Origin of the sequence: Microbacterium sp. 18062 (assembly GCF_902706225.1) — a bacterium.
Taxonomy (GTDB): Bacteria; Actinomycetota; Actinomycetes; order Actinomycetales; family Microbacteriaceae; genus Microbacterium.
Window position 1 is genome coordinate 16,996 of sequence record NZ_CACSKB010000018.1, and the last position, 18,197, is coordinate 35,192.

The 18,197-nt window shown below is 69.9% G+C and carries 20 protein-coding genes; 8 read left to right on the plus strand and 12 right to left on the minus strand.

Annotated elements, in window-relative coordinates:
* Window positions 1-194: 194 nt before the first annotated feature.
* The 12 genes from GVL03_RS08570 to GVL03_RS08625 all read right to left on the minus strand — a co-directional run bounded on the left by GVL03_RS08570 (window position 195) and on the right by GVL03_RS08625 (window position 11,222).
* Window positions 195-1,838, minus strand: coding sequence for a PAS domain-containing sensor histidine kinase (locus GVL03_RS08570; protein WP_159500577.1), 1,644 nt, complete (start codon window positions 1,836-1,838; stop codon window positions 195-197).
* Between the two features lie 179 nt (window positions 1,839-2,017).
* Window positions 2,018-2,656, minus strand: a complete 639-nt coding sequence (locus GVL03_RS08575; protein ID WP_159500578.1) for a hypothetical protein — start codon at window positions 2,654-2,656, stop codon at window positions 2,018-2,020.
* Between the two features lie 572 nt (window positions 2,657-3,228).
* On the minus strand, window positions 3,229-3,750 hold the full coding sequence (locus GVL03_RS08580; RefSeq protein ID WP_200847114.1) for an NADPH-dependent FMN reductase: 522 nt from the start codon (window positions 3,748-3,750) through the stop codon (window positions 3,229-3,231).
* Window positions 3,751-3,949: 199 nt separating this feature from the next.
* Entirely contained in the window at window positions 3,950-4,645 is a 696-nt protein-coding gene (locus GVL03_RS08585; protein ID WP_159500579.1) for an urease accessory protein UreD, read from the minus strand.
* 6 nt (window positions 4,646-4,651) lie between these two features.
* Complete coding sequence (gene ureG / locus GVL03_RS08590) at window positions 4,652-5,470, minus strand: urease accessory protein UreG (RefSeq protein WP_159500580.1); 819 nt, start codon at window positions 5,468-5,470, stop codon at window positions 4,652-4,654.
* Window positions 5,463-6,200, minus strand: coding sequence for an urease accessory protein UreF (locus tag GVL03_RS08595; protein WP_159500581.1), 738 nt, complete (start codon window positions 6,198-6,200; stop codon window positions 5,463-5,465). The genes ureG and GVL03_RS08595 overlap by 8 nt, the downstream gene beginning before the upstream one ends.
* A 6-nt stretch (window positions 6,201-6,206) precedes the next feature.
* On the minus strand, window positions 6,207-7,910 hold the full coding sequence (locus GVL03_RS08600) for an urease subunit alpha (RefSeq protein WP_159500582.1): 1,704 nt from the start codon (window positions 7,908-7,910) through the stop codon (window positions 6,207-6,209).
* Window positions 7,903-8,247: an urease subunit beta gene (gene ureB / locus GVL03_RS08605; RefSeq protein WP_159500583.1), complete on the minus strand. Its 345-nt coding sequence runs from the start codon at window positions 8,245-8,247 to the stop codon at window positions 7,903-7,905. The genes GVL03_RS08600 and ureB overlap by 8 nt, the downstream gene beginning before the upstream one ends.
* Window positions 8,248-8,260: 13 nt before the next feature.
* On the minus strand, window positions 8,261-8,563 hold the full coding sequence (locus tag GVL03_RS08610) for an urease subunit gamma (protein WP_159500584.1): 303 nt from the start codon (window positions 8,561-8,563) through the stop codon (window positions 8,261-8,263).
* A gap of 22 nt (window positions 8,564-8,585) precedes the next feature.
* A complete protein-coding gene (locus tag GVL03_RS08615; RefSeq protein WP_159500585.1) occupies window positions 8,586-9,578 on the minus strand; it encodes a HoxN/HupN/NixA family nickel/cobalt transporter in 993 nt (330 codons plus the stop codon).
* On the minus strand, window positions 9,568-10,335 hold the full coding sequence (locus GVL03_RS08620) for an SDR family oxidoreductase (protein WP_159500586.1): 768 nt from the start codon (window positions 10,333-10,335) through the stop codon (window positions 9,568-9,570). Before GVL03_RS08620 ends, GVL03_RS08615 begins: the two co-directional genes overlap by 11 nt.
* The gene (locus tag GVL03_RS08625; protein ID WP_159500587.1) at window positions 10,332-11,222 is read right to left on the minus strand and encodes a dihydrodipicolinate synthase family protein; all 891 of its coding nucleotides are present in this window, start codon (window positions 11,220-11,222) and stop codon (window positions 10,332-10,334) included. The genes GVL03_RS08620 and GVL03_RS08625 overlap by 4 nt, the downstream gene beginning before the upstream one ends.
* Before the next feature lie 163 nt (window positions 11,223-11,385).
* On the opposite strand from GVL03_RS08625, the gene GVL03_RS08630 reads away from it, so the two are divergent.
* The 8 genes from GVL03_RS08630 (at window position 11,386) to GVL03_RS08665 (ending at window position 18,188) form a co-directional block, all read left to right on the plus strand.
* Window positions 11,386-12,069 carry a GntR family transcriptional regulator gene (locus GVL03_RS08630; RefSeq protein ID WP_159500588.1) on the plus strand — a complete coding sequence of 228 codons (684 nt, stop codon included), beginning with the start codon at window positions 11,386-11,388 and terminating at the stop codon, window positions 12,067-12,069.
* 117 nt (window positions 12,070-12,186) lie between these two features.
* Window positions 12,187-12,996 (plus strand): AroM family protein, encoded by an 810-nt coding sequence (locus GVL03_RS08635; RefSeq protein ID WP_159500589.1) that lies wholly within the window; start codon window positions 12,187-12,189, stop codon window positions 12,994-12,996.
* Between the two features lie 233 nt (window positions 12,997-13,229).
* Window positions 13,230-14,051, plus strand: a complete 822-nt coding sequence (locus GVL03_RS08640) for an ABC transporter substrate-binding protein (RefSeq protein ID WP_159500590.1) — start codon at window positions 13,230-13,232, stop codon at window positions 14,049-14,051.
* A 35-nt stretch (window positions 14,052-14,086) separates the two neighbouring features.
* The gene (locus tag GVL03_RS08645; protein ID WP_159500591.1) at window positions 14,087-14,800 is read left to right on the plus strand and encodes an amino acid ABC transporter permease; all 714 of its coding nucleotides are present in this window, start codon (window positions 14,087-14,089) and stop codon (window positions 14,798-14,800) included.
* A gap of 51 nt (window positions 14,801-14,851) precedes the next feature.
* Complete coding sequence (locus GVL03_RS08650) at window positions 14,852-15,640, plus strand: AroM family protein (RefSeq protein WP_159500592.1); 789 nt, start codon at window positions 14,852-14,854, stop codon at window positions 15,638-15,640.
* Entirely contained in the window at window positions 15,637-16,758 is a 1,122-nt protein-coding gene (locus tag GVL03_RS08655) for a hypothetical protein (protein WP_159500593.1), read from the plus strand. Before GVL03_RS08650 ends, GVL03_RS08655 begins: the two co-directional genes overlap by 4 nt.
* Window positions 16,755-17,534 carry an amino acid ABC transporter ATP-binding protein gene (locus GVL03_RS08660; protein WP_306770322.1) on the plus strand — a complete coding sequence of 260 codons (780 nt, stop codon included), beginning with the start codon at window positions 16,755-16,757 and terminating at the stop codon, window positions 17,532-17,534. Before GVL03_RS08655 ends, GVL03_RS08660 begins: the two co-directional genes overlap by 4 nt.
* 3 nt (window positions 17,535-17,537) lie before the next feature.
* A complete protein-coding gene (locus GVL03_RS08665; protein WP_159500594.1) occupies window positions 17,538-18,188 on the plus strand; it encodes an amino acid ABC transporter permease in 651 nt (216 codons plus the stop codon).
* Window positions 18,189-18,197: the final 9 nt, after the last annotated feature.

The window sequence follows — 18,197 nt, forward strand, 5'->3', positions numbered from 1 at the left end:
GACGGCGCATCGAGCGCCATCCCCGGCTGAGGAAACCCGTCTCGGCCCCGGAGCGAGGCGCACGCATCCCGAGACGAGGGCAATCGGCGGAGACGAGGACTTTCGCCGCGCAAACCTCCTCGTCCCGGCCGAACCCCCTCATCTCGGCCGACGGTCCGTGCTTCGCCGTGCCTTCGGCCCGCGGCTCCCCGGCCTCACTCCGTCGCGCGCGAGACAGGCAGCTCGAGCGTAAAGACCGTCCTCTCCTCCGGCGAGCGCTCGACGTGCACGCGCCCGGCATGCGCGTCGGCGACCTGCTTGACGAGCGTCAGTCCGATGCCGAAGCCCTGGATCGCGTTCTCCCGTGCGTACGCGGTGCGGTAGAAGCGGTCGAAGATGTGCCGCAGCTCACCGCGGGTGATGACGGGTCCGGCGTTGGACACGCTGATTGCGCACCGGTCGTCCGTGCGACGCCGGGCGACGGTCACGGCGGAGTGCGGGTCGGCGAACTTGATCGCGTTGGTGAGCAGCTCTCTCACGGCCTGCCGCACCATCGAGGGGTCGATGTCAGCCCACAACGACGACGGGCCTGCGTGCTCGAGGGTGATGCCGCGTCGCGCCGCCCTTTCACGCAGCTCGCCCAGCACCTCGTCCGTCAGCTCGACGAGGTCGGTGCGCCGGGGAGTGGGCGAGGCGGGCACGCTCGCCGCGGCGGAGAGCTCGCGGATCCGATCCATCAGGGCGTCGGCGTTGCGAAGGACCGTCGTCGCGTAGCCGTGCCCCGTGGCATCCGTCTCGGGGAGGCGTTCGTCGATGAGGTCGAGGTAGCCCATGATGTTGGTCATGGGCGTGCGGAGCTCGTGCGACACGGTGCGCAGGAACTGCTCGCGCACGTCCACCGCGACCATCAGCTCGGTGACGTCGTGAGCGACGACGACCGTGCCGATCCGCTCGCCGCCCTCCCGATGCACCCGGCGGGCGGATGAGCTGATGGCGCGTTGCAGGTCGGGCGGACCGACCCATTCGACCTGGTCGTCGACGTTCTCGCCGCGCAGCGCCCGCGGGATGATCTGCTCCTCGGCGGGGATGGCGGTGACGCGGTCTGCGGCCAGCACGTCCACGCCGAAGTACGGGGGCTGATCGAGGCGGATGCCCATGGCCGCCGACATCTCGCCGGCCAGCCGGTTGGCGACCACGAGCCGGCCGGACGCGTCGTAGAAGACCACGGCCGCGCGCACGGTGTTGAGGATGGTGCCGGCGAGGATCTCGTTGTCGAGAGCACGGCGCAGCGCCGCCGACTCGGCCTCGTGCGCGCGGACCAGATGGCGGCGGTTGCGTCTGAGCTGCTCCGCGGCGATGTTCACGACGATCGCGACGCAGATGATGAGGGTCGGCAGAGTGACGACGTTCACCCACTCGATCGGAGAGGACGGCATCGTGCCGTGGTACGCGAAGGTGAACGACGTGATGAAGCCGGAACCCACGACGGCGACGAGGATGGCGGAGCGGTGGAAGCCGTACGCGAGCCAGAGGATGGGAAAGATCGCGAGCATGCTCGCGGACGGGATGACCGCCAGCAGTTCGGCGCGGATGAAGGCGACCGCGACGATGTCGGCGATCGCGACGGTGAGCATCCAGGAGGAGGCGAGCCGTTCCCAGGGGACGACGAGCGCGGCGACGGAGGCGAGAACGGCGACGCCGAACCCGAGGAGCAGGATCGGCGCCCCGAAGGACGCCGGGCTCCCCACGGCGACGAACGCGACGACGAAGGCGACGCTCACGAGGAACGGGAGCTGCGCACGGACGAACACGCGCACCCGCGCGCCGCGGGTGGCCTCTGTCTCGAAAAGCAACGGCACGATGCCGAGTTTCCCCGATCCGCGAGCTATTTTGGACACCTGCCGTGGGGAGGATGTTTGTGCTAAGCGCGCGGGTGCGCGCTTCCTGCGGCGGTGGGGCGGGCGGCGCGGAGCCGGAAGGGACTCCGGGATGGTGACCGGCCGAGGTACTCCCGGTGCGGAGCGCCGCCCGCGCGCCCTCAGCGCCGCCCGGCGGCGAGGAAGGTGAGGCCGACGACGATCTGCGAGACGGTCGACGAGACGAGCGCAACGGTGACGGTCGCGAGGTCATCGGACACCGCAGCGACCAGACCGCTGCCGACGGCGACGACGGTGAGCGCGAGCAGCGCCCAGCGGGCGGCGCCCGTCGCGATGCCCGCCCGGACAACGGAGACGGACGCGGTGAGCAGCAGGGCGAACTGTGCGATGCCGAGAACGCCCGAGATCAGTGAGGCGCCCGAGTTGTCGCCGATCGGCGGCAGCGCGTAGGTCAGGACGAAGTAGAGGGTCTGATTCGTCAGGAACACCGCCCCGAAGGCGAGCAGCGCGAACCGGCCGACGACGCGGTCCCCGGCGATGCCGAGCTCGCGCCCGTCACCGACGGCGAGCGGGATCATCGCGACGGCGAGCACGACGATGCTCCCGAGGAAGAACATCGCGAAGGCGGAGAAGATCCCCGGGATGAGCTCGTCGCTCAGCGGAACCTCGAGCACGGTGGCGATGAGCAGCAGCGCGCCGCCGAGGAGGATCCCGGCGCCTCCCCATCGTGCCCAGACCGGCTGGTGGGTGTGCTGCGGCGCGCGGGACGGTGCCGAGAGGGGAACAGCGGTGTGGGTCATGAGGATGCCCTGTCTGAGTGGATCGGGGATGTCGGCACTGAACGGATGTCAGCGCTGAGCCAGGCGAGGCGACGGTGCTGGGCTGGGCTGGGCGACGGCACTGACCGAGGGCGACGGCACCGAGCCGGCCGGGGCGACGCTCGCGGGGCGACGGTTCCCACAGCCCCGCGCACGGAGAACCCGGCCTGCCCGCCGACCCCCAGATGAGCGGACAGGCCGGAGCAGAACGCCGCGACGACGATGCGTCCTGGCGGGAACGGGTGGACGACGGCGTCCGCGGCGAGGGTCGCACCGCGACGACGGCGTCGCTCGCGAAAGCGCCCGGACATCGCGCTCATCTCATTCACATGAGAACGATACCATTAACTAGATTAAGCATCTATTCAATTAGTTCGGCGCCCCTGCGGCGGCGTCATCCTGAGGCGGCGGCGTCATCGTGCGATGGCGCCTTCATCCCGCAAAGGCGCACGAAGCTTCTGCAGCCATCACAGGAAACTGGCGCCAGACGAGCGTGGCTGCGCCCGCAGCGGCCGAGGCACGCAACGCCCGCAGGGCGGGCACCCCGCCTCGGCTCAATCCCGCAGGGCGGCACCCCGCTCGGCCGAGGCGCGCAGGGCACCGCCCCACCGGTCGATCCACGGGTCGAGCGACTCGGGCTCGGCATAGGTGCGGTCGGACAGGTACAGCCCCTGCACCGGGACGACCGCGCCGAGCTCGACGAGCACCGGCTTCAGGAACACGTCGGGAGCGAGCGCGTGGGCGGGGCCCGCGCCGAGCATGAGCGGGATGGCGGTGACGCCGGCGAGCCCGGTGCCCGTCTCGAACTGGTCGAGGAAGAGCTTCAGCACCCCCGTGTAGGTCGCTTTGAAGGTGGGCGAGGCGACGACGATCAGGTCGCTCGCACGCGCCCGCTCGACGGCGGCCTTGACGCCCTCGTCGCCCCATCCGAGCAGCCCCGCTCCGAGGGTGATCACGTCGATCTCGGCCACCTCGGCAGGGTCGTCGACGAAACGCGACGCCACGATCCGTGCGGCTTCGAGAGTGCGCGAGCCCGGCTTCGGGTTGCCCGCGATGGCGGTCACGGTCAGTGCCATGTGCTGTCCTTCCGGTGGGATGCTGCATCCCACTCTGGAGCAGAGCACGCGGCCGAGTCCATGCCCGCGACGAGTACGGTAACAATCCTCCGCCGGCCGAGGGCGCGGAACGGTCGCACAGGCGAGGAGGGCACCGCGCCGTGTCTCTGGCGGATCCCGTCGCCCGGACCTCACCGCCGAGATGTCGCCCGCGCCGCTCTCACGACGCGAGGATGGCGTGCCACCTCCGCCAGATCGCTGTCAGGGGCGAGTGATGGGCTTGCGTGCCGAGCCAGCGAGCGAGCGAACCGGGGGCGTCGAGCTCCAGCACTGAGGATGAGCTCGGCGGCCTGAATCCGGCGGCGATGATCGAGTCGTGCACACGATGGTGACCGAGCACCCCGGCCACCGGCTCCGCGCCGTCGGCTTCCAGACGCTCGACCGAGATCGGCCGCCCTCCGATCCTGACGTCGGAGAACGATTCGACTCTTCCACCGCGCTCCGCGGAACGACCGAGGATGAGAGTGTCCCGCAGCAGCACGCGCGCACCGGTGCCGCCCCGCACGATGGTGGACCGTGCCACCGAGGCCCCTCCGCTCACGACGAAGGGCAGCGCGTCCCAGCACAGCGTGGAGCGCTCCCCCGCGGTGATCTCGCTGTGCCACGACGAGCGAAGGCCCGAGGCGGGATAGGCCACGGTCCCGCCTATGTCGACCAACTCGAGGTGGCAGTCGTCATCGATCCCGATCTTCACACGTACCTCGTCGCCGCCGAGCAGGAGGGCTCTGGCGGCGACGAGACCCATCCGCGCCCAGCCCTCGCCACGTGCGAGCACCATCGGCTTCAGGACCCCCGGGGACGAGCGCACCCGGACGCGACCGGGCGCCGCTTCGACGGCGATCGTGACGGTGCTCAAATCCGGTCAGCCCGCCCGCGGTGGAACGTGCGGAACCGAAGAACCGATGTGCTCGGCTCCGGGGACATGGAAGTGCTCATGCTCATGCTCATGCTCATGCTCATGGCCGTGCTCATGGCCGTGCTCATGGCCGTCTCCGGAGGCGTGGAAGTGGGGAGCCATCGGCCCCGGATCGATGGGGATGTGCTCTCCCCGCGCATGAGCGCGACGCATCCGCCGCACCCAGCCGGAGAGGCGGTCGACGGAATCCTGGTCATGGCGGGACAGCGCGAGCACCTCGGAGCCGCCGCGAGCGGCTTCGGCGTCGTGCACCATCTGCTCGACGTCGACGCCGACGTAAGCTGCCAGGTCGGTCTTGTTCACGACCAGAAGATCGGCGCGGCCGATTCCTGGTCCGCCCTTGCGCGCCACGTCGCCGCCCCCCGCCACGTCGAGCACGAAGATCTGGGCATCGATGAGGGCGGGCGAGAATGTGGCGGTGAGATTGTCTCCACCCGATTCCACCAGCACGACGTCCAAGGGGGCGAAATCGCGCTCGAGGTCTTCGACTGCCAGGAGGTTCACGGTGATGTCGTCGCGGATCGCGGTGTGAGGGCACGCTCCCGTCTCGACAGCGCGGATGCGCTCGGGGTCGAGCACTCCGGCCGACCTCAGAAAGCGGGCGTCTTCGTCGGTGTAGATGTCGTTCGTGATCACGCCCAAGCGCATCTGCGCGGAAAGCTCGCGGCAGATCAGCGCGATGATCGAGCTCTTCCCGGTGCCGACCGGACCCGCCACCCCCAGACGTAGTGCGCGCGCACGCGGTGGGACGTCGTCTTCAACCATTGAACAGCCTCTCTCTCGTTCGGGAGTGGGTCTCGGACCACTCGTCCATCTGGGGCGTAGCGGGCGCCGGGATCAGCGCGGGATCGGTGCAGACGTCGAGCTCGCCGATGCGGCTCTCCGCCGCGGCACAGGCATCGAGCACCCAGCGCGCCGAGCGCGCCGGGTCGGCCGGCTCCAGTTTCAGCATCGCCGCGGCCATCGCCTGCGCTTCGTCGTAGAACACCAGGCGCGCCGTGTCGGCGAAGCTCAGCCCCGCTATGGTGGCCACGACCCCCAGCACCACCGGGCGGCAGAGGGGTCTCTCGTCGGAGGTGCGCGCCCTGCAGGCGGCGATGGCGGCATGATCGGGGAAGAGAGATCCCGCCAGCCGCAGCAGACCGCGACCGAGCGATCTCGAGATCGCTCGGCTCGACGGGCTGGGAGTGCGCGCACACCACTGCGCGTCGACACTCCGGATCCTGTCGCCGGTGCCGGACGCTCCGGCCGGTCCGGGTCCCGCGCCACCGCCCGCGTGAGCGACAGCCGCCGCCGCGATCGCCGTCCCCGCGTCCACGAGCCCGACTGTCAGCAGCCGGGTCGTGATCAGAGCCGGCACCTCGCGGATGCCGAGACCGGCGTGCAGCGCGGGTTCGAGTCCCGCGGAGTACGCGTGTCCACCCGCCGGGAGCCGGGCGTCTGCGAGCAGCAGTGCGAGCGTGAGCGGGTGCGTATCGACCGGGGTGCGGGGCATCGGGGCTCAGAACATCGTGTAGAGCTGGGCGAGGGGAAGCCGGGCGGCGGGCGCCGGCACCACGACCTCACCGTCGATCGAGATCTCGAAGGTGTCGGGCCGGATGTCGATCGCCGGCAGTGCGGAGTTGTTCCGCATCTGCTCTTTGCCGACGTCGCGTGTGGGTCGCACGGCCTCCACGCGGCGCTCGAGTCCAAACCGATCGCGGATCCCGTCGTCGATCGCGGCCGGCGACACGAAGGAGACCGAGAGATCGGCACCGATCACGTCGCCGAAGGCCGGACGCATCATCACCGGCTGCGGGGTGGGGATCGAGGCGTTGGCGTCTCCGAGCGCCGCCCACGCGATCATGCCGCCCTTGATGACGACCGCGGGGCGGACCCCGAAGAACTTGGGCTCCCAGAGCACCAGGTCGGCGAGCTTGCCGGGTTCGATCGAGCCGACCTCGTGGTCGATCCCATGAGCGACAGCGGGATTGATGGTGTACTTCGCCACGTAGCGGCGGGCCCTCTCATTGTCGGCGGGCGATGTCTCGCCGAGCGATCCCCGACGGGCCTTCATCACATGGGCCACCTGCCAGGTTCGCGTGATCACCTCGCCGATCCGACCCATCGCCTGAGCGTCGGAGGAGGTGATCGAGAGAGCACCGAGGTCGTGCAGGATGTCCTCGGCCGCGATGGTCGTGCCCCGGATGCGCGACTCCGCGAACGCCAGATCCTCCGGATTCGACGGATTGAGGTGGTGGCACACCATCAGCATGTCGAGGTGCTCGGCGACGGTGTTGACGGTGTGGGGCAGGGTGGGGTTCGTCGAGCCCGGGATGATGTGGGGCAGTGCGGCGATGGTGAGGATGTCGGGCGCGTGGCCACCGCCGGCACCCTCGACGTGGAACGCGTGGATGCTCCGCCCACCGATCGCCGCGATCGTCGACTCGACGTAGCCCGCCTCGTTGAGGGAGTCGGAGTGCAGCGCCACCTGCAGACCGAACTCGTCGGCTGCGCGAAGCGACGCGTCGATCGCCGCGGGGCTCGCTCCCCAGTCCTCGTGCACTTTGTAGCCGGCGGCTCCGGCGAGCGCCTGTTCGCGCAGGCCCTCGGCCGACACGGTGTTGCCCTTTCCGAGCAGGAGGATGTTTATCGGCAGCCGGTCGAGGGATCGGTGCATCGATTGCAGGTGCCAGGCGCCGGGAGTGACCGTCGTGGCTTTCGATCCCTCGGATGGCCCCGTCCCGCCGCCGACGATCGTGGTGATCCCGGTGGCGAGCGCCTCGTGGATCTGCGATGGCGAGAGCAGATGAACGTGCGAGTCCATCGCGCCTGCGGTAAGGATGCGCCCCTCCCCCGAGATGACGTCGGTGGACGGCCCGATCTGCAGGCTCTCGTGCACGCCGTCGGCGATATCCCGGTTTCCGGAACGACCGAGCGCGACGATCCGCCCGTCACGGATGCCGACATCGGCTTTGACGATGCCCCACCAGTCGAGCACGATCGCGTTCGTGATGACGGTGTCGAGCGCTCCGCCGGCTCGGCTCAGCGCACTCTGCCCCATCGACTCGCGGATCGACTTGCCCCCGCCGAAGACCATCTCGTCTCCGCCGACGGTGCGGTCCTGCTCGATCTCGATCCAGAGGTCCGTATCGGCGAGCCTCACCTGGTCCCCCGTCGTCGGGCCGTAGAGCGAGGCGTACGTCCGTCGATCGATCTCAACCATCGAGGTCCCCTCCCCGCATCTTTCCGAGCCGGAGCCCGGGCACCCGCCGGTGTCCGCGGAGAGTCACGCAGTCGAGCCGGCGCGAGACCCCTGGCTCGAAGCGCTGCGACGTTCCGGAGGGGATGTCGAGGCGGAACCCGTGGGCGGCGCTGCGATCGAACTCGAGGGCAGCGTTCGCATCGGGCAGATGAAGGTGCGAGCCGATCTGGATGGGGCGGTCGCCGGTGTTGACGATGACCAGCGTCATGCGCTCGGCGGCGGTGCGGTCGGCGTTGAGCTCGATGGCGCCCGGCGTCACCCGCAGGGCGCCGGGGCCGTCGTGATCGAGTGTGCTCATCGTGCGCTCCGGCTCAGGCGATCGGGTCGTGGATGGTGACGAGCTTGCGGCCATCGGGAAAGGTGGCCTCGATCTGCACGTCGTGGATCATCTCGGCGACGCCCTCCATGACGTCGCTGCGCCCCAACACCTCGCGCCCCGTCACCATCAGCCGGTCGACCGCGACTCCCGCGCGCGCCTGCTCGATCACCCAGGTCGACAACAGGGCGATCGTCTCGGGCTGATTGAGCAGGATGCCCCGGGAGCGCCGCTCGCGGGCGACCATCCCGGCCACGGCGAGCAGGAGCTTCTCGGTCTCGGACGGGGTGAAGTGCATCAGGACTCCTCTCGGGCGATGGTCATCGCGCGGTCTCCGTACGAGAGCCGATCCGGCGAGACCGTCTGCTGAGGAGACCGGCGAGGTATATGGCGGCGGCGGATCCCGCGATGACGAAGCCGAAGACGCCGAGATCGAGGGAGGCGAGGGGCGCCAGCACGGGTTCTATGCCCGGCACCTGTTCCACGGCCACGGAGGCCAGCCCCACCGCCGCGACGAGAAGGGCCGACAGCACCGACATCGACAGCAGGGCGGTGTCGAACCGACGGCGCGACCGATCCTCGATTCCCCACGCGTAGATGCGGCTCATCCCGATGCCGTTGAGCCCGTCGCAGAGCGCCATCCCCGCCGTGAACAGCAGGGGGAACACCAGCGCGGCATACCAGGGCAGGGCGACGACGGCACCGCCGGCCAGCACGATCAAGGCGATCGTCGACGCCGTGTCGAAGCCGAGCCCGAACAGAAGCCCCACGACGTACATCTTCCACGGGCGGTCGAGCCGGATGCCCCGGCGGATCAGCGCGCGGCTCACCGGTCCCCCGGCGCTTTGCTCGCCCTCCGGCTGCGAGCGCGAGCGCACGAGGCTGCGGATGTTCAGGCCGGCGACGGCGATGAGGAAGGCGCTCGAGACCAGAGGCCCCCAGATGCCGGCGAACATGGCGAGTGGCGAGAAGTCCGACTGCAGCTGCGGTGCCAGCAGGCCGACGCCGACCACCAGCACGGTCACGGCGCCCACGACGATCGTCGAATGGCCGAGGGCGAACCACAGCCCGGCGGTGCCGGCCGGACGCTTCTCGGCCAGGAGCGTGCGGGTGGTGTTGTCGATCGCCGCGACGTGGTCGGCGTCGAAGGCGTGTCTGGCCCCCAGCGCGAAAGCGGTGAGGGCCAGACCGACGCCGAAGGTGCTCGTGCCGGCGGGGAGGTCGACCGGCAGCACGAGGGCGACGAAGCCACCCCACGCGATCAGCACGAGCGCGGCGACGGTGACGACCACCCGTCTCGTGTCAGAGGCCAACGATCATCCCTCCGTCGACGCGGAGTCTGCTGCCTGTGACGTAGGAGGCCTCGTCGCTGCAGAGGAAGCCCACCGCGGCCCCGAACTCCTCCGGCTCGCCGTAGCGGCCGAGCGGGATGTCGCGCAGCGAAGCGGTGCGGATCCGTTCGGCCGTCGTTCCGGTGCGTTCGGCACGTCCTGCGTCGAGCTGCCGCACCCGATCGGTGTCGATCCGGCCGGGAAGCACGCTGTTGACGGTGATACCGTCGGCGGCCACCTCGGCGGCGAGGGTCTTGAGATAGGCGGAGAGCGCCGATCTCCCGATGTTCGAGGTGGCAAGGCCTGCGATCGGCTGCTCGACGCCGCTGGATCCGATGGCGACGATACGGCCCCAGCCGTCGTCGAGCATTCCCGGGAGCACGGCTTCGACCACCGAGACCGGCGAGAGCAGAAGCGACTCGAGACTGTCGAGGAGCTCGCTCCGGCCGAGCTGCGCCGCGAGTGCCGGCCGGGGACCGCCGGAGTTCAGCACCACGGCGTCGACCGGCGTCCCGGCTCGGAGCTCGCCGCAGAAGACCGAGACGTCCGTGGGGGAGGTGAGGTCGACGCGGTGCACCGCGTGACCTTCGCCGGGGAGGAGCGCCGAGGCCTGCGCGGCCCGCTCCTGCGAGCTCGAGACGATTCTCACCCGGAAGCCGCGTGCGGCCAGGGAGAGAGCGGAGGCCAGGCCGAGGCCGGCCGATGCCCCGAGGACCAGTGCGGTGCGCCGTCCGGTCATGCGGAGGCCTCCAGCAGGCGGATCATGTCGCGGATTTCGTCGATCACCAGAGGATCGGCCGCGGGAGCGGGCGCCCGGACGGTGGAGTGGGCGATGATCCCGCGCTCGGCGAGGATCTGCTTGCGGATGCTGACGCCGCCGACGCCGAGCTGAGCCTCGTAGCGGATGATCGGCAGCCAGTGGTAAAAGCGCTCGCGCGCCGCGTCCCGATCGCCGGCGCGATGGAGCGCGACGACCTGCGCGAGCACGTCGGGATAGGCGAATCCGGTCATCACGCCCACCGCCCCCCGCTCGAGCTCCTCGAAGAGGTAGAGCCCGCCCAGTCCGCCGAAGCACAGCGCGCCCGGCTCCTCGGCGAGGATGTCGGAGACCTTCTTGGGACTCGGCACCTGCTCGACCTTGATGCTCAGAACGTTCTCGTGGCGCGAGAGCGCGGCGAGCGTGGCGGCCTGCATGACCACGCCCGTGGTGACCGGCTCGTCCTGCAGCACGAGCGGCACCGGGCTCTGGTCGGCGACGGCGGTGTAGTACTCGAGCTGCATCATGGGGGTCTGCGCGGCACGCGGTGGGGCCACCATGGCCGCGTCTGCACCGAGCCCGGCGGCGCGACGGATGCGTGCGAGAGCGAGGATCACCGAGTCTCCGGTGCATCCCGGGATGACCGAGGCGCGACCGGACGCGGCGGCGACGACGCGATCGACCACCTTGTCACGCTCTGCATCGGTGAGCTTGCTCGCCTCGCCCATGATCCCGAGAGGGATGACGCCCGACACCCCCGCCTCGACCGCCCAGGTCGCGGTGCGCTCGAGGCTGACGGTGTCGAGGGCACCGTCAGCCTCGAAAGGGGTGACCATGATGTTCACGGCGCCGGAAGTCGCAAGGGTCATCGTGTGCTGCCTCGTCGGGTTGTGTGCTGAATTGAATAGCGCTCACTGTAGTGCATAACGCAGTGTGTGACGCGGTACAGCGGACCCGCTCCTGTCGTCGAGTAGATTTGTCGCAGCAGCACACGCGCGACCGACCGCGGTCGACGACGGGGAGGATGGTCGGGTGACCAAGACAGGCTCGGCGAGATGGAATCTCGTCTACGACAATCTGCGGGAACGGATCCTCACGCTCGATCTGACCCCCGGGACGCGGCTGACCGAGTCGCTGCTCGCGAAGGAGTTCGACCTCAGCCCCACACCGGTGCGCGACGCTCTCGGACGGTTGTGCCAGGACGGCCTGGTGGAGGTCGCATCGGGCCGCGGCTACACCGTGGCGCCGCTCAGCGTCGCCGACATCGCCGACATCTGCGATCTGCGCTTCGTGATCGAGAGCGGGGCCATCCGCCTGGCCTGCGAGCGGGCGACGCCCGAAGGCCTCGAGCGTCTCCGCGAGCTCTCGGCCCTCACCGGCGATTCCGAGGCGTCTCCGCTCGAGCTGATCGCACGCAACCAGGACTTCCACGTGGCGATCGCGGCCCTCACCGGCCGCCGCCGGATCATCGAGGCACTCGAGCGGGTGATGGCCGACTCGACGAGGATCTTCCACCTCGGCCTCTCCACCTTCTCCTCGCACGGCATGCGGCCCACGCACGACGAGCTGATCGACGCGATCGCGTCGAACGACGTCGACCGGGCGGTGGAGCTCTGCCGGCAGGAGGCCTTCGGCACCAGCGAGCGGGTGCTCTCCCAGCTGCTGCGTTCGCCCGGCGCCGGGGTCAACCCGTTCCAGGTGGCCTCCGCGATCTGAGCGGAGCGACGAAGCCCGGCGGCGGGTAAAAAAGAGTGAACACTATAGTGAGCACGGTCGGGACGTCCCGACCGTGCCGCGCTGTCCGCGCGGCACGTGCTCACCGAAAGGCTCACCATGACCGAACCCCTTGACCCCCGCCCCGTGAGGGTGGGAATCATCACCACCGGCCAGGGCCCCCGCGACGAGTACGTGGCCTACCATACGAATCTGCTGCGTCTTCTCGGGCTGACGGGTGCGGTCGTCGACATCGAGCACGCGCTCGACGGCCTCACCGAGGAGCAGATCGACGCCGCGGCGGCGAAGGACGGGGACTGGTGGATCGGCTGCCACATCCAATCCCCGGGAAGCACCGGCGATCGGATGGGCGAAGGCCACCGCGAGGTCTTCGTCGACCGCGCCTTCATGATCCAGCGGGTGCAGCGAGCCCTCGACTCCCTCAACGACCGCGGGGTCGAGCTGGTGATCTTCTGCTGCGCAGAGGAGTACCCCGACGGGTCCTTCACCTCGAAGGCGCCGCTCGTGCTGCCGTTCCGCCTTCTCCTCGCCCAGGTCGGCGCCTTCATGGAGACCCGCGAGAGCGCACGGATCGGACTCATCGTGCCGAGCGTGCCGCACATCGCCCAGGACCTGGTGACCTGGAGCCGCGCGTCATGGGCGCAGCGGGTCGACTTCGTGGCCGCGGGATGGTCGTCCTCGGGCGCCGGGATGGCGCAGGAGCTGCTGTCGCAAGGCGCCGGCCTCGATCTCGTGGTGCTCTTCGGCTACGGCATGGGCATCGCCCCGGCCGATGACCCGAGGCTGCTCGACGAGATCTCGGCCGCCGTGGGGGTGCCGCTCATCACCGCGCACGGGGTCACGACGAGCGTGGCACGGGGTCTGCTCGCGCCCGGCATGCCCGACCGGACGCTCGCCGGGGTGGCCTGATCCGCGGCACGGCGATGTTACGTGTCGGTCAATTCCTTGTTTCGCACATGTGACGAGCTCCTCGGGCGACGGGGAGGAGATCGCGCCGGACGCCCGGGATCGTGCGGATCCACACGATCCCGGGCCGTCCAGGGCGTCCCTACCTCGGGCGACAAATCAAATAGCCACCACTACAGTGGTTACTCCAGCACCATTCGAAATGTAATTCTTCCCTCAGCAGGAGACATCGCATCATGAAATCCACTCGAACACTGATCGCCGCTCTCGCCCTGACCGCCGCCTGCGGCGTCGCCCTGGCCGGCTGCAGCGCCTCCCCCGACGACACCGCGTCGACCGATGGAACCGAGAGCAAGGGCACGCTGGTCTTCTCGGCCACGGGTGCGGCGGCGCCGTACTCCTACCTCGATGACGACGGCGTGATGGACGGCTACGACGTCGAGCTCTGCACGACCATCGCCGAGAGCCTCGGCTACGACGTCGAGTTCGAGTCGGTCGACTTCCAGGCCACGATCGCCGGCGTCACCGCGGGCCGCTTCGACGGCGTCTGCACCGGCACCACCGCGACCGAGGAGCGGATGAACTCGACCGACTTCATGCTCACCGACGTCACCAGCACCGACGGCCTGACCGCCCTGGTGCGCGCCGACGACACCGCGCACCAGACGCTCGAGTCGCTCGACGGCGCCCGGTGGGGCAAGACCGCCGGCGGCGTGGAGTCCGACAACCTCGCGGCCTACCTCGGCATCACCGTCGACGCGACCGAGTACCCCGGATTCGCACAGGCCATCATCGACCTGAAGAACGACCGGATCGACGCCATCCCCAACAGTGCGGGCGTGGCCGGCTACTTCGCCACCGACGACTCCGAGCTCGCGGTCATCACACCGGCGGTCGCCGAGTTCAACAACGCGATCATCCTGAAGAACGACGAGGAGCTCCGCACCGCGTTCAACGAGAAGATCGCCGAGATGCGCGCCGACGGCTCTCTGGACGCCCTGCAGGAGAAGTGGTTCGGAGTGGCGACCGCGCCCGTCGAGGGCGACAGCTCGCACTGACGCTCCCCCGCCGCTGATCAGAACGAAGGGAAACCGTGGACCTCGGCATCATCCTCCGTTTTCTCCCCGACTTCTGGCAGGGCGTGGTCGTCACCGTTCAGCTGAGCGTGACGACGATCGTCATCGCCTCCGTGCTGGGCGCGCTCCTGAGCGCGCTCAGCTGGTCAGGTGGCGTCGTCGTCCGCTCGGCGTTGAACGCCTTCAGCTGGGCGATGCGCTGCATCCCCGCGCTGATCATCCTCTTCCTCGCCTACTACGGGCTGCCGCAGCTCGGAGTACGCCTCGACGGCTTCACCGCCGCCGTGGCCGGACTCTCGGTGCAGGGGGCGGCCTACATGATGGAGATCTTCAAGAGCGGCATCCTCGGGGTGCCGCCCGGGCAGTTCGACGCGGCTCGGGCCCTCGGGATCCCGCGGGCCCGAGCCTGGATCCAGCTGGTCGGACCGCAAGCGCTCCGCATCGCCATGCCGGCGTACGCCTCCGACGCGATCAAGATCCTCAAGGGCACCTCGATCGCCTCGACCATCACGGTGTTCGAGCTCACGGCCGCAGCCAACCAGGCCATCTCGATCACCTACAAGGCCATCGAGGTGCTGCTACCGGTCGCAGTGGTCTATGCGCTCCTGAGCTCGATCATCATCCTCCTGCAGCATCTCGCGGAGCGCGCGCTTGACCCGGGCGAACGGCGACGGAACCGTCGCGAACGCGACGCGGCCGCCGTCGTCGCGACGCCCGTCGACGTGCTCTGACCCCCATCGACCCCGCTGACGAACCCGCACCACCGAAGGAGCACCACCCCCATGCGACGCACCGCACCCGCCCGCCTCGGCATCATCACCACCGGCGGCGGACCACGCCCCGAGTACGAGTCGTTCCACGCTCGCCTGCTGGCCGGGATCGGTCTTCCCGGTGTCGAGGTCGTCAGCCGCCATGCGCTCGACGGGCTGGACGACGTCGGGCTCCGGGCGATCGAGCCCCGCGACGGCCACCCCGCCGTGCACGCGAACGTGCGCTCCGACGCACCGGGGGCGCGCACGAGCCTCGGCGACGGCTGGCGCGACGTCTGGATCGACCGCAGTCGCTTCCTCGACCTCGTGCAGCGCTGCATCGACGAGCTGGTCGCGGAATCGGTCGACGCGATCATCGTGTGCATCGCCGAGGAGCTGCCGGGCCACGTGCTCGTGAGCCCCGTGCCCGTGATCATCCCCGAGCTGGCCGTCGCGGCCGCCGTCGAGTCGTTCGTGCGCACCCGCCGCAACACCCGCATCGCCGTCTTCTGCTACAGCGATCGCCAGCGCGCGCAGCAGCTCGCCACCTGGTCGCGTCAGCCGTGGATGGAATCGGCGTCGGTCGCCTTCTACGAGCTCGGCGAGGGCTGGGACGTCGCCGCCGAGAAGGCCGCGGCGGGCGAGCCGCACATCGGTCTGCTCTGGGGGTACGGACAGGGACTCATCGGCGGCACGGGCCGCGAGGTCGCCGAGATGCGCGAGGCGCTCGGCGTGCCGGTGCTCGCCCCGCACGTGCTCGCCGGCCTCTCGGCGCGGAGCTTCCTGCCTCCGCAGATCGAGCCCCAGGGCTTCCTCGCATGAGCGCCGTCCTGCTCTGCGGCGTCGGAGGGGTCGGCGCCTACGCCGCCGAGTTCCTCGCCCGCACCCCGGGGATCACACGGCTGGTGTGCGTCGACGCGGACGGCGGACGCGGGTCCGCCGTGGCGTTGCGCGCCGCGGCGGGGGCCGCGTTGGAGGGCTATGACGCCGGCGTGGAGTTCCGCGCACTCGACCTGCGCGACGTCGCGGCCACCGCTCGGGTGCTGGAGGAGGTGAGGCCGGTCGCGATCTTGCACTGCGCCACCCTGCTGCCGATCAAGTCGATGGCGGCGCGCATCCGGCCGGATGTCTTCGCACGGCTCCGCACGGCGGGGTTCGGCACCTGGCTGCCGGTGAACGCGCTCCTGTCCATCCGTCTGCTCCAGGCCGTGCACGCCTCGGGGATCGACACCGACGTCATCGATGTCCCGTTCCCCGACTTCATCAACCCGCTCCTGGCCGGCATGGGCCATCCGGCCTTGGCGGGCTGCGGGAACGTCGACAACATCGCGGCCCAGCTGCGGATCGGCGCCGCCCGCGAGCTGAGCGCCCCGGTGTCGTCGATCTCGGTCTCGATGGTGGCTCCGCACGCCGTGGCCGAGTCCTTCCAGCGCACCTACTCCTCCCAGGGGATGGACTACCGCGCCGTCGTCACCCGCGACGGCGACGACGTCACCGAGTCGCTCGATGTCGAAGGGATTCTCGCCCAGACCTCGCGCACCATCCACGCGGCGGATCTGGACGCCCGGGTGGCCTCGTCCGGCGTGGCCATGGTGGCGGCGCTCGCACGGGACGAGGTGCTGCGCACGCATGCCGCGGGCCCCGCCGGCAGGACCGGGGGCTATCCGGTGGAGCTGCGCCGGGGCGCGGCGACGATCGCCCTCCCGCCGGGCGTCGACGACGGATGGGCGCGCACGGCCAACGAGGCCGGCCTCCGCCACGGCGGCATCGAGAGCATCTCGGCCGACGGCTCGATCCGGCTCCGAGACGACTCCGCGGCGACGATGCAGGAGCTCTTCGGCGTGGACGTCACCGAGATCACCCCCCGGACGGTGGAGGAGCAGGCCGACGAGATCCTGGCCGCCTATCGCCGAGTCCTCCCGTCGATCGGAGTCTCATGACAGACACGCAGCCCGTGGTGCAGCTCACCGGCATCCGCAAGTCGTTCGGCAAGAAGCTGGTGCTCGACGGCGTCGACCTCTCGGTCGCCGAGGGCGAGGCCGTCGCCGTCATCGGTCCCAGCGGATCCGGCAAGACCACTCTGCTGCGATGCGTCAACGGGCTCGAGCTGCCGGAGGAGGGCCGGGTGCGCGTGGGAGCGGACTCCATCGACTACGCGCAGCGGCAGCGGCACGGCGCCCGCGAGGCCCGCCTGCGCACGTTGCGCCTGGAATGCGGGATGGTGTTCCAGCACTTCAACCTCTTCCCGCACATGACCGCGGTCGAGAACGTGGCCTATGCGCCCCGGGTCAACCGCGGCATCGGCAAGGCCGAGGCCCGCGAGCAGGCGATGGCGATGCTCGAATCCGTCGGCCTCGCCGATCAGGCCGGCTCCTACCCGGCGAAGCTCTCCGGCGGGCAGCAGCAGCGCGTCGCCATCGCCCGCGCGCTGGCGATGAGACCTCAGGTGATGCTGTTCGACGAGGCGACCTCCGCACTCGACCCGGAGGTCGTCGGAGACATCCTGGGCGTCATGCGCGGGCTCGTCGACGCGGGGATGACGATGCTCGTGGTCACCCACGAGATGGCGTTCGCACGCGACAGCTGCGACCGCGTCGTCTTCATGGACCAGGGCCGGATCGTCGAGCAGGGGTCGACGAAGGCCGTCTTCTCCCACCCCGAGCATCAGCGCACCAGGGACTTCCTCGGCCGTTTCGAGCAGTCGGGTCATCTCTGACCCATGGACGTCATCGGAATCCTCTTCCAGGCATCCGTCAACACGATCGTGCTGACGGCGCTGACGTTGGCGATCTCCACGGCGCTCGCCGCGATGATCGCTCCGCTGGCCACCAGCCGGTTCCGGATCGTGCGGGTGGTGATCGTCGTCTACACCTGGCTCGGCCGCTCCATACCGGAGCTGATCTTCGTCTACTTCGCGTTCTACGGCCTGTTCCAGATCGGAATCGATCTGCCCCCTCTGCCGTCGGTGCTGCTGGCGTTCGTGACGTTCTCGACCGCGTTCAACCTCGAGATCTTCCGCGGCGGGCTGAAGGGCGTGCCCGCCGGCCAGTACGACGCCGTGAAGGCGCTGGGCCTGCCCCGGGTGCGGGCGTACTTCGGCGTCGTCCTCCCCCAGATGGTGCGCATCGTGATGCCGTCGTACCTCACGAACGCGACCTCGATCCTGAAGGCGACGTCTCTCGCCTCCCTCGTGACCGTCACCGAGGTGTCGGCGCTCGCCGGCAGGCTCGTGGGCGGCAATCCCCAGTTCGCGCTCGAGATCCTGCTGCAGGCCGCCCTCGTCTACCTCGTGCTGTGCAGCGTGCTGCTCACCGTTCAGGCGGTGCTGGCCCGGCGCTGGAGCGCCGGGCGCCGGCACGCCATCCTCTGAAAGGCCCGC

What these genes read in the sequence shown, in the direction of transcription:
- GVL03_RS08575 (WP_159500578.1), bottom strand. Translation starts at nt 2,656, where the DNA reads ATGACCCACACCGCTGTTCCCCTCTCGGCACCGTCCCGCGCGCCGCAG.
- GVL03_RS08580 (WP_200847114.1), bottom strand. Translation starts at nt 3,750, where the DNA reads ATGGCACTGACCGTGACCGCCATCGCGGGCAACCCGAAGCCGGGCTCG.
- ureG (WP_159500580.1), bottom strand. Translation starts at nt 5,470, where the DNA reads ATGGTTGAAGACGACGTCCCACCGCGTGCGCGCGCACTACGTCTGGGG.
- GVL03_RS08595 (WP_159500581.1), bottom strand. Translation starts at nt 6,200, where the DNA reads ATGCCCCGCACCCCGGTCGATACGCACCCGCTCACGCTCGCACTGCTG.
- GVL03_RS08600 (WP_159500582.1), bottom strand. Translation starts at nt 7,910, where the DNA reads ATGGTTGAGATCGATCGACGGACGTACGCCTCGCTCTACGGCCCGACG.
- ureB (WP_159500583.1), bottom strand. Translation starts at nt 8,247, where the DNA reads ATGAGCACACTCGATCACGACGGCCCCGGCGCCCTGCGGGTGACGCCG.
- GVL03_RS08610 (WP_159500584.1), bottom strand. Translation starts at nt 8,563, where the DNA reads ATGCACTTCACCCCGTCCGAGACCGAGAAGCTCCTGCTCGCCGTGGCC.
- GVL03_RS08620 (WP_159500586.1), bottom strand. Translation starts at nt 10,335, where the DNA reads ATGACCGGACGGCGCACCGCACTGGTCCTCGGGGCATCGGCCGGCCTC.
- GVL03_RS08625 (WP_159500587.1), bottom strand. Translation starts at nt 11,222, where the DNA reads ATGACCCTTGCGACTTCCGGCGCCGTGAACATCATGGTCACCCCTTTC.
- GVL03_RS08635 (WP_159500589.1), top strand. Translation starts at nt 12,187, where the DNA reads ATGACCGAACCCCTTGACCCCCGCCCCGTGAGGGTGGGAATCATCACC.
- GVL03_RS08640 (WP_159500590.1), top strand. Translation starts at nt 13,230, where the DNA reads ATGAAATCCACTCGAACACTGATCGCCGCTCTCGCCCTGACCGCCGCC.
- GVL03_RS08650 (WP_159500592.1), top strand. Translation starts at nt 14,852, where the DNA reads ATGCGACGCACCGCACCCGCCCGCCTCGGCATCATCACCACCGGCGGC.
- GVL03_RS08655 (WP_159500593.1), top strand. Translation starts at nt 15,637, where the DNA reads ATGAGCGCCGTCCTGCTCTGCGGCGTCGGAGGGGTCGGCGCCTACGCC.
- GVL03_RS08660 (WP_306770322.1), top strand. Translation starts at nt 16,755, where the DNA reads ATGACAGACACGCAGCCCGTGGTGCAGCTCACCGGCATCCGCAAGTCG.
- GVL03_RS08665 (WP_159500594.1), top strand. Translation starts at nt 17,538, where the DNA reads ATGGACGTCATCGGAATCCTCTTCCAGGCATCCGTCAACACGATCGTG.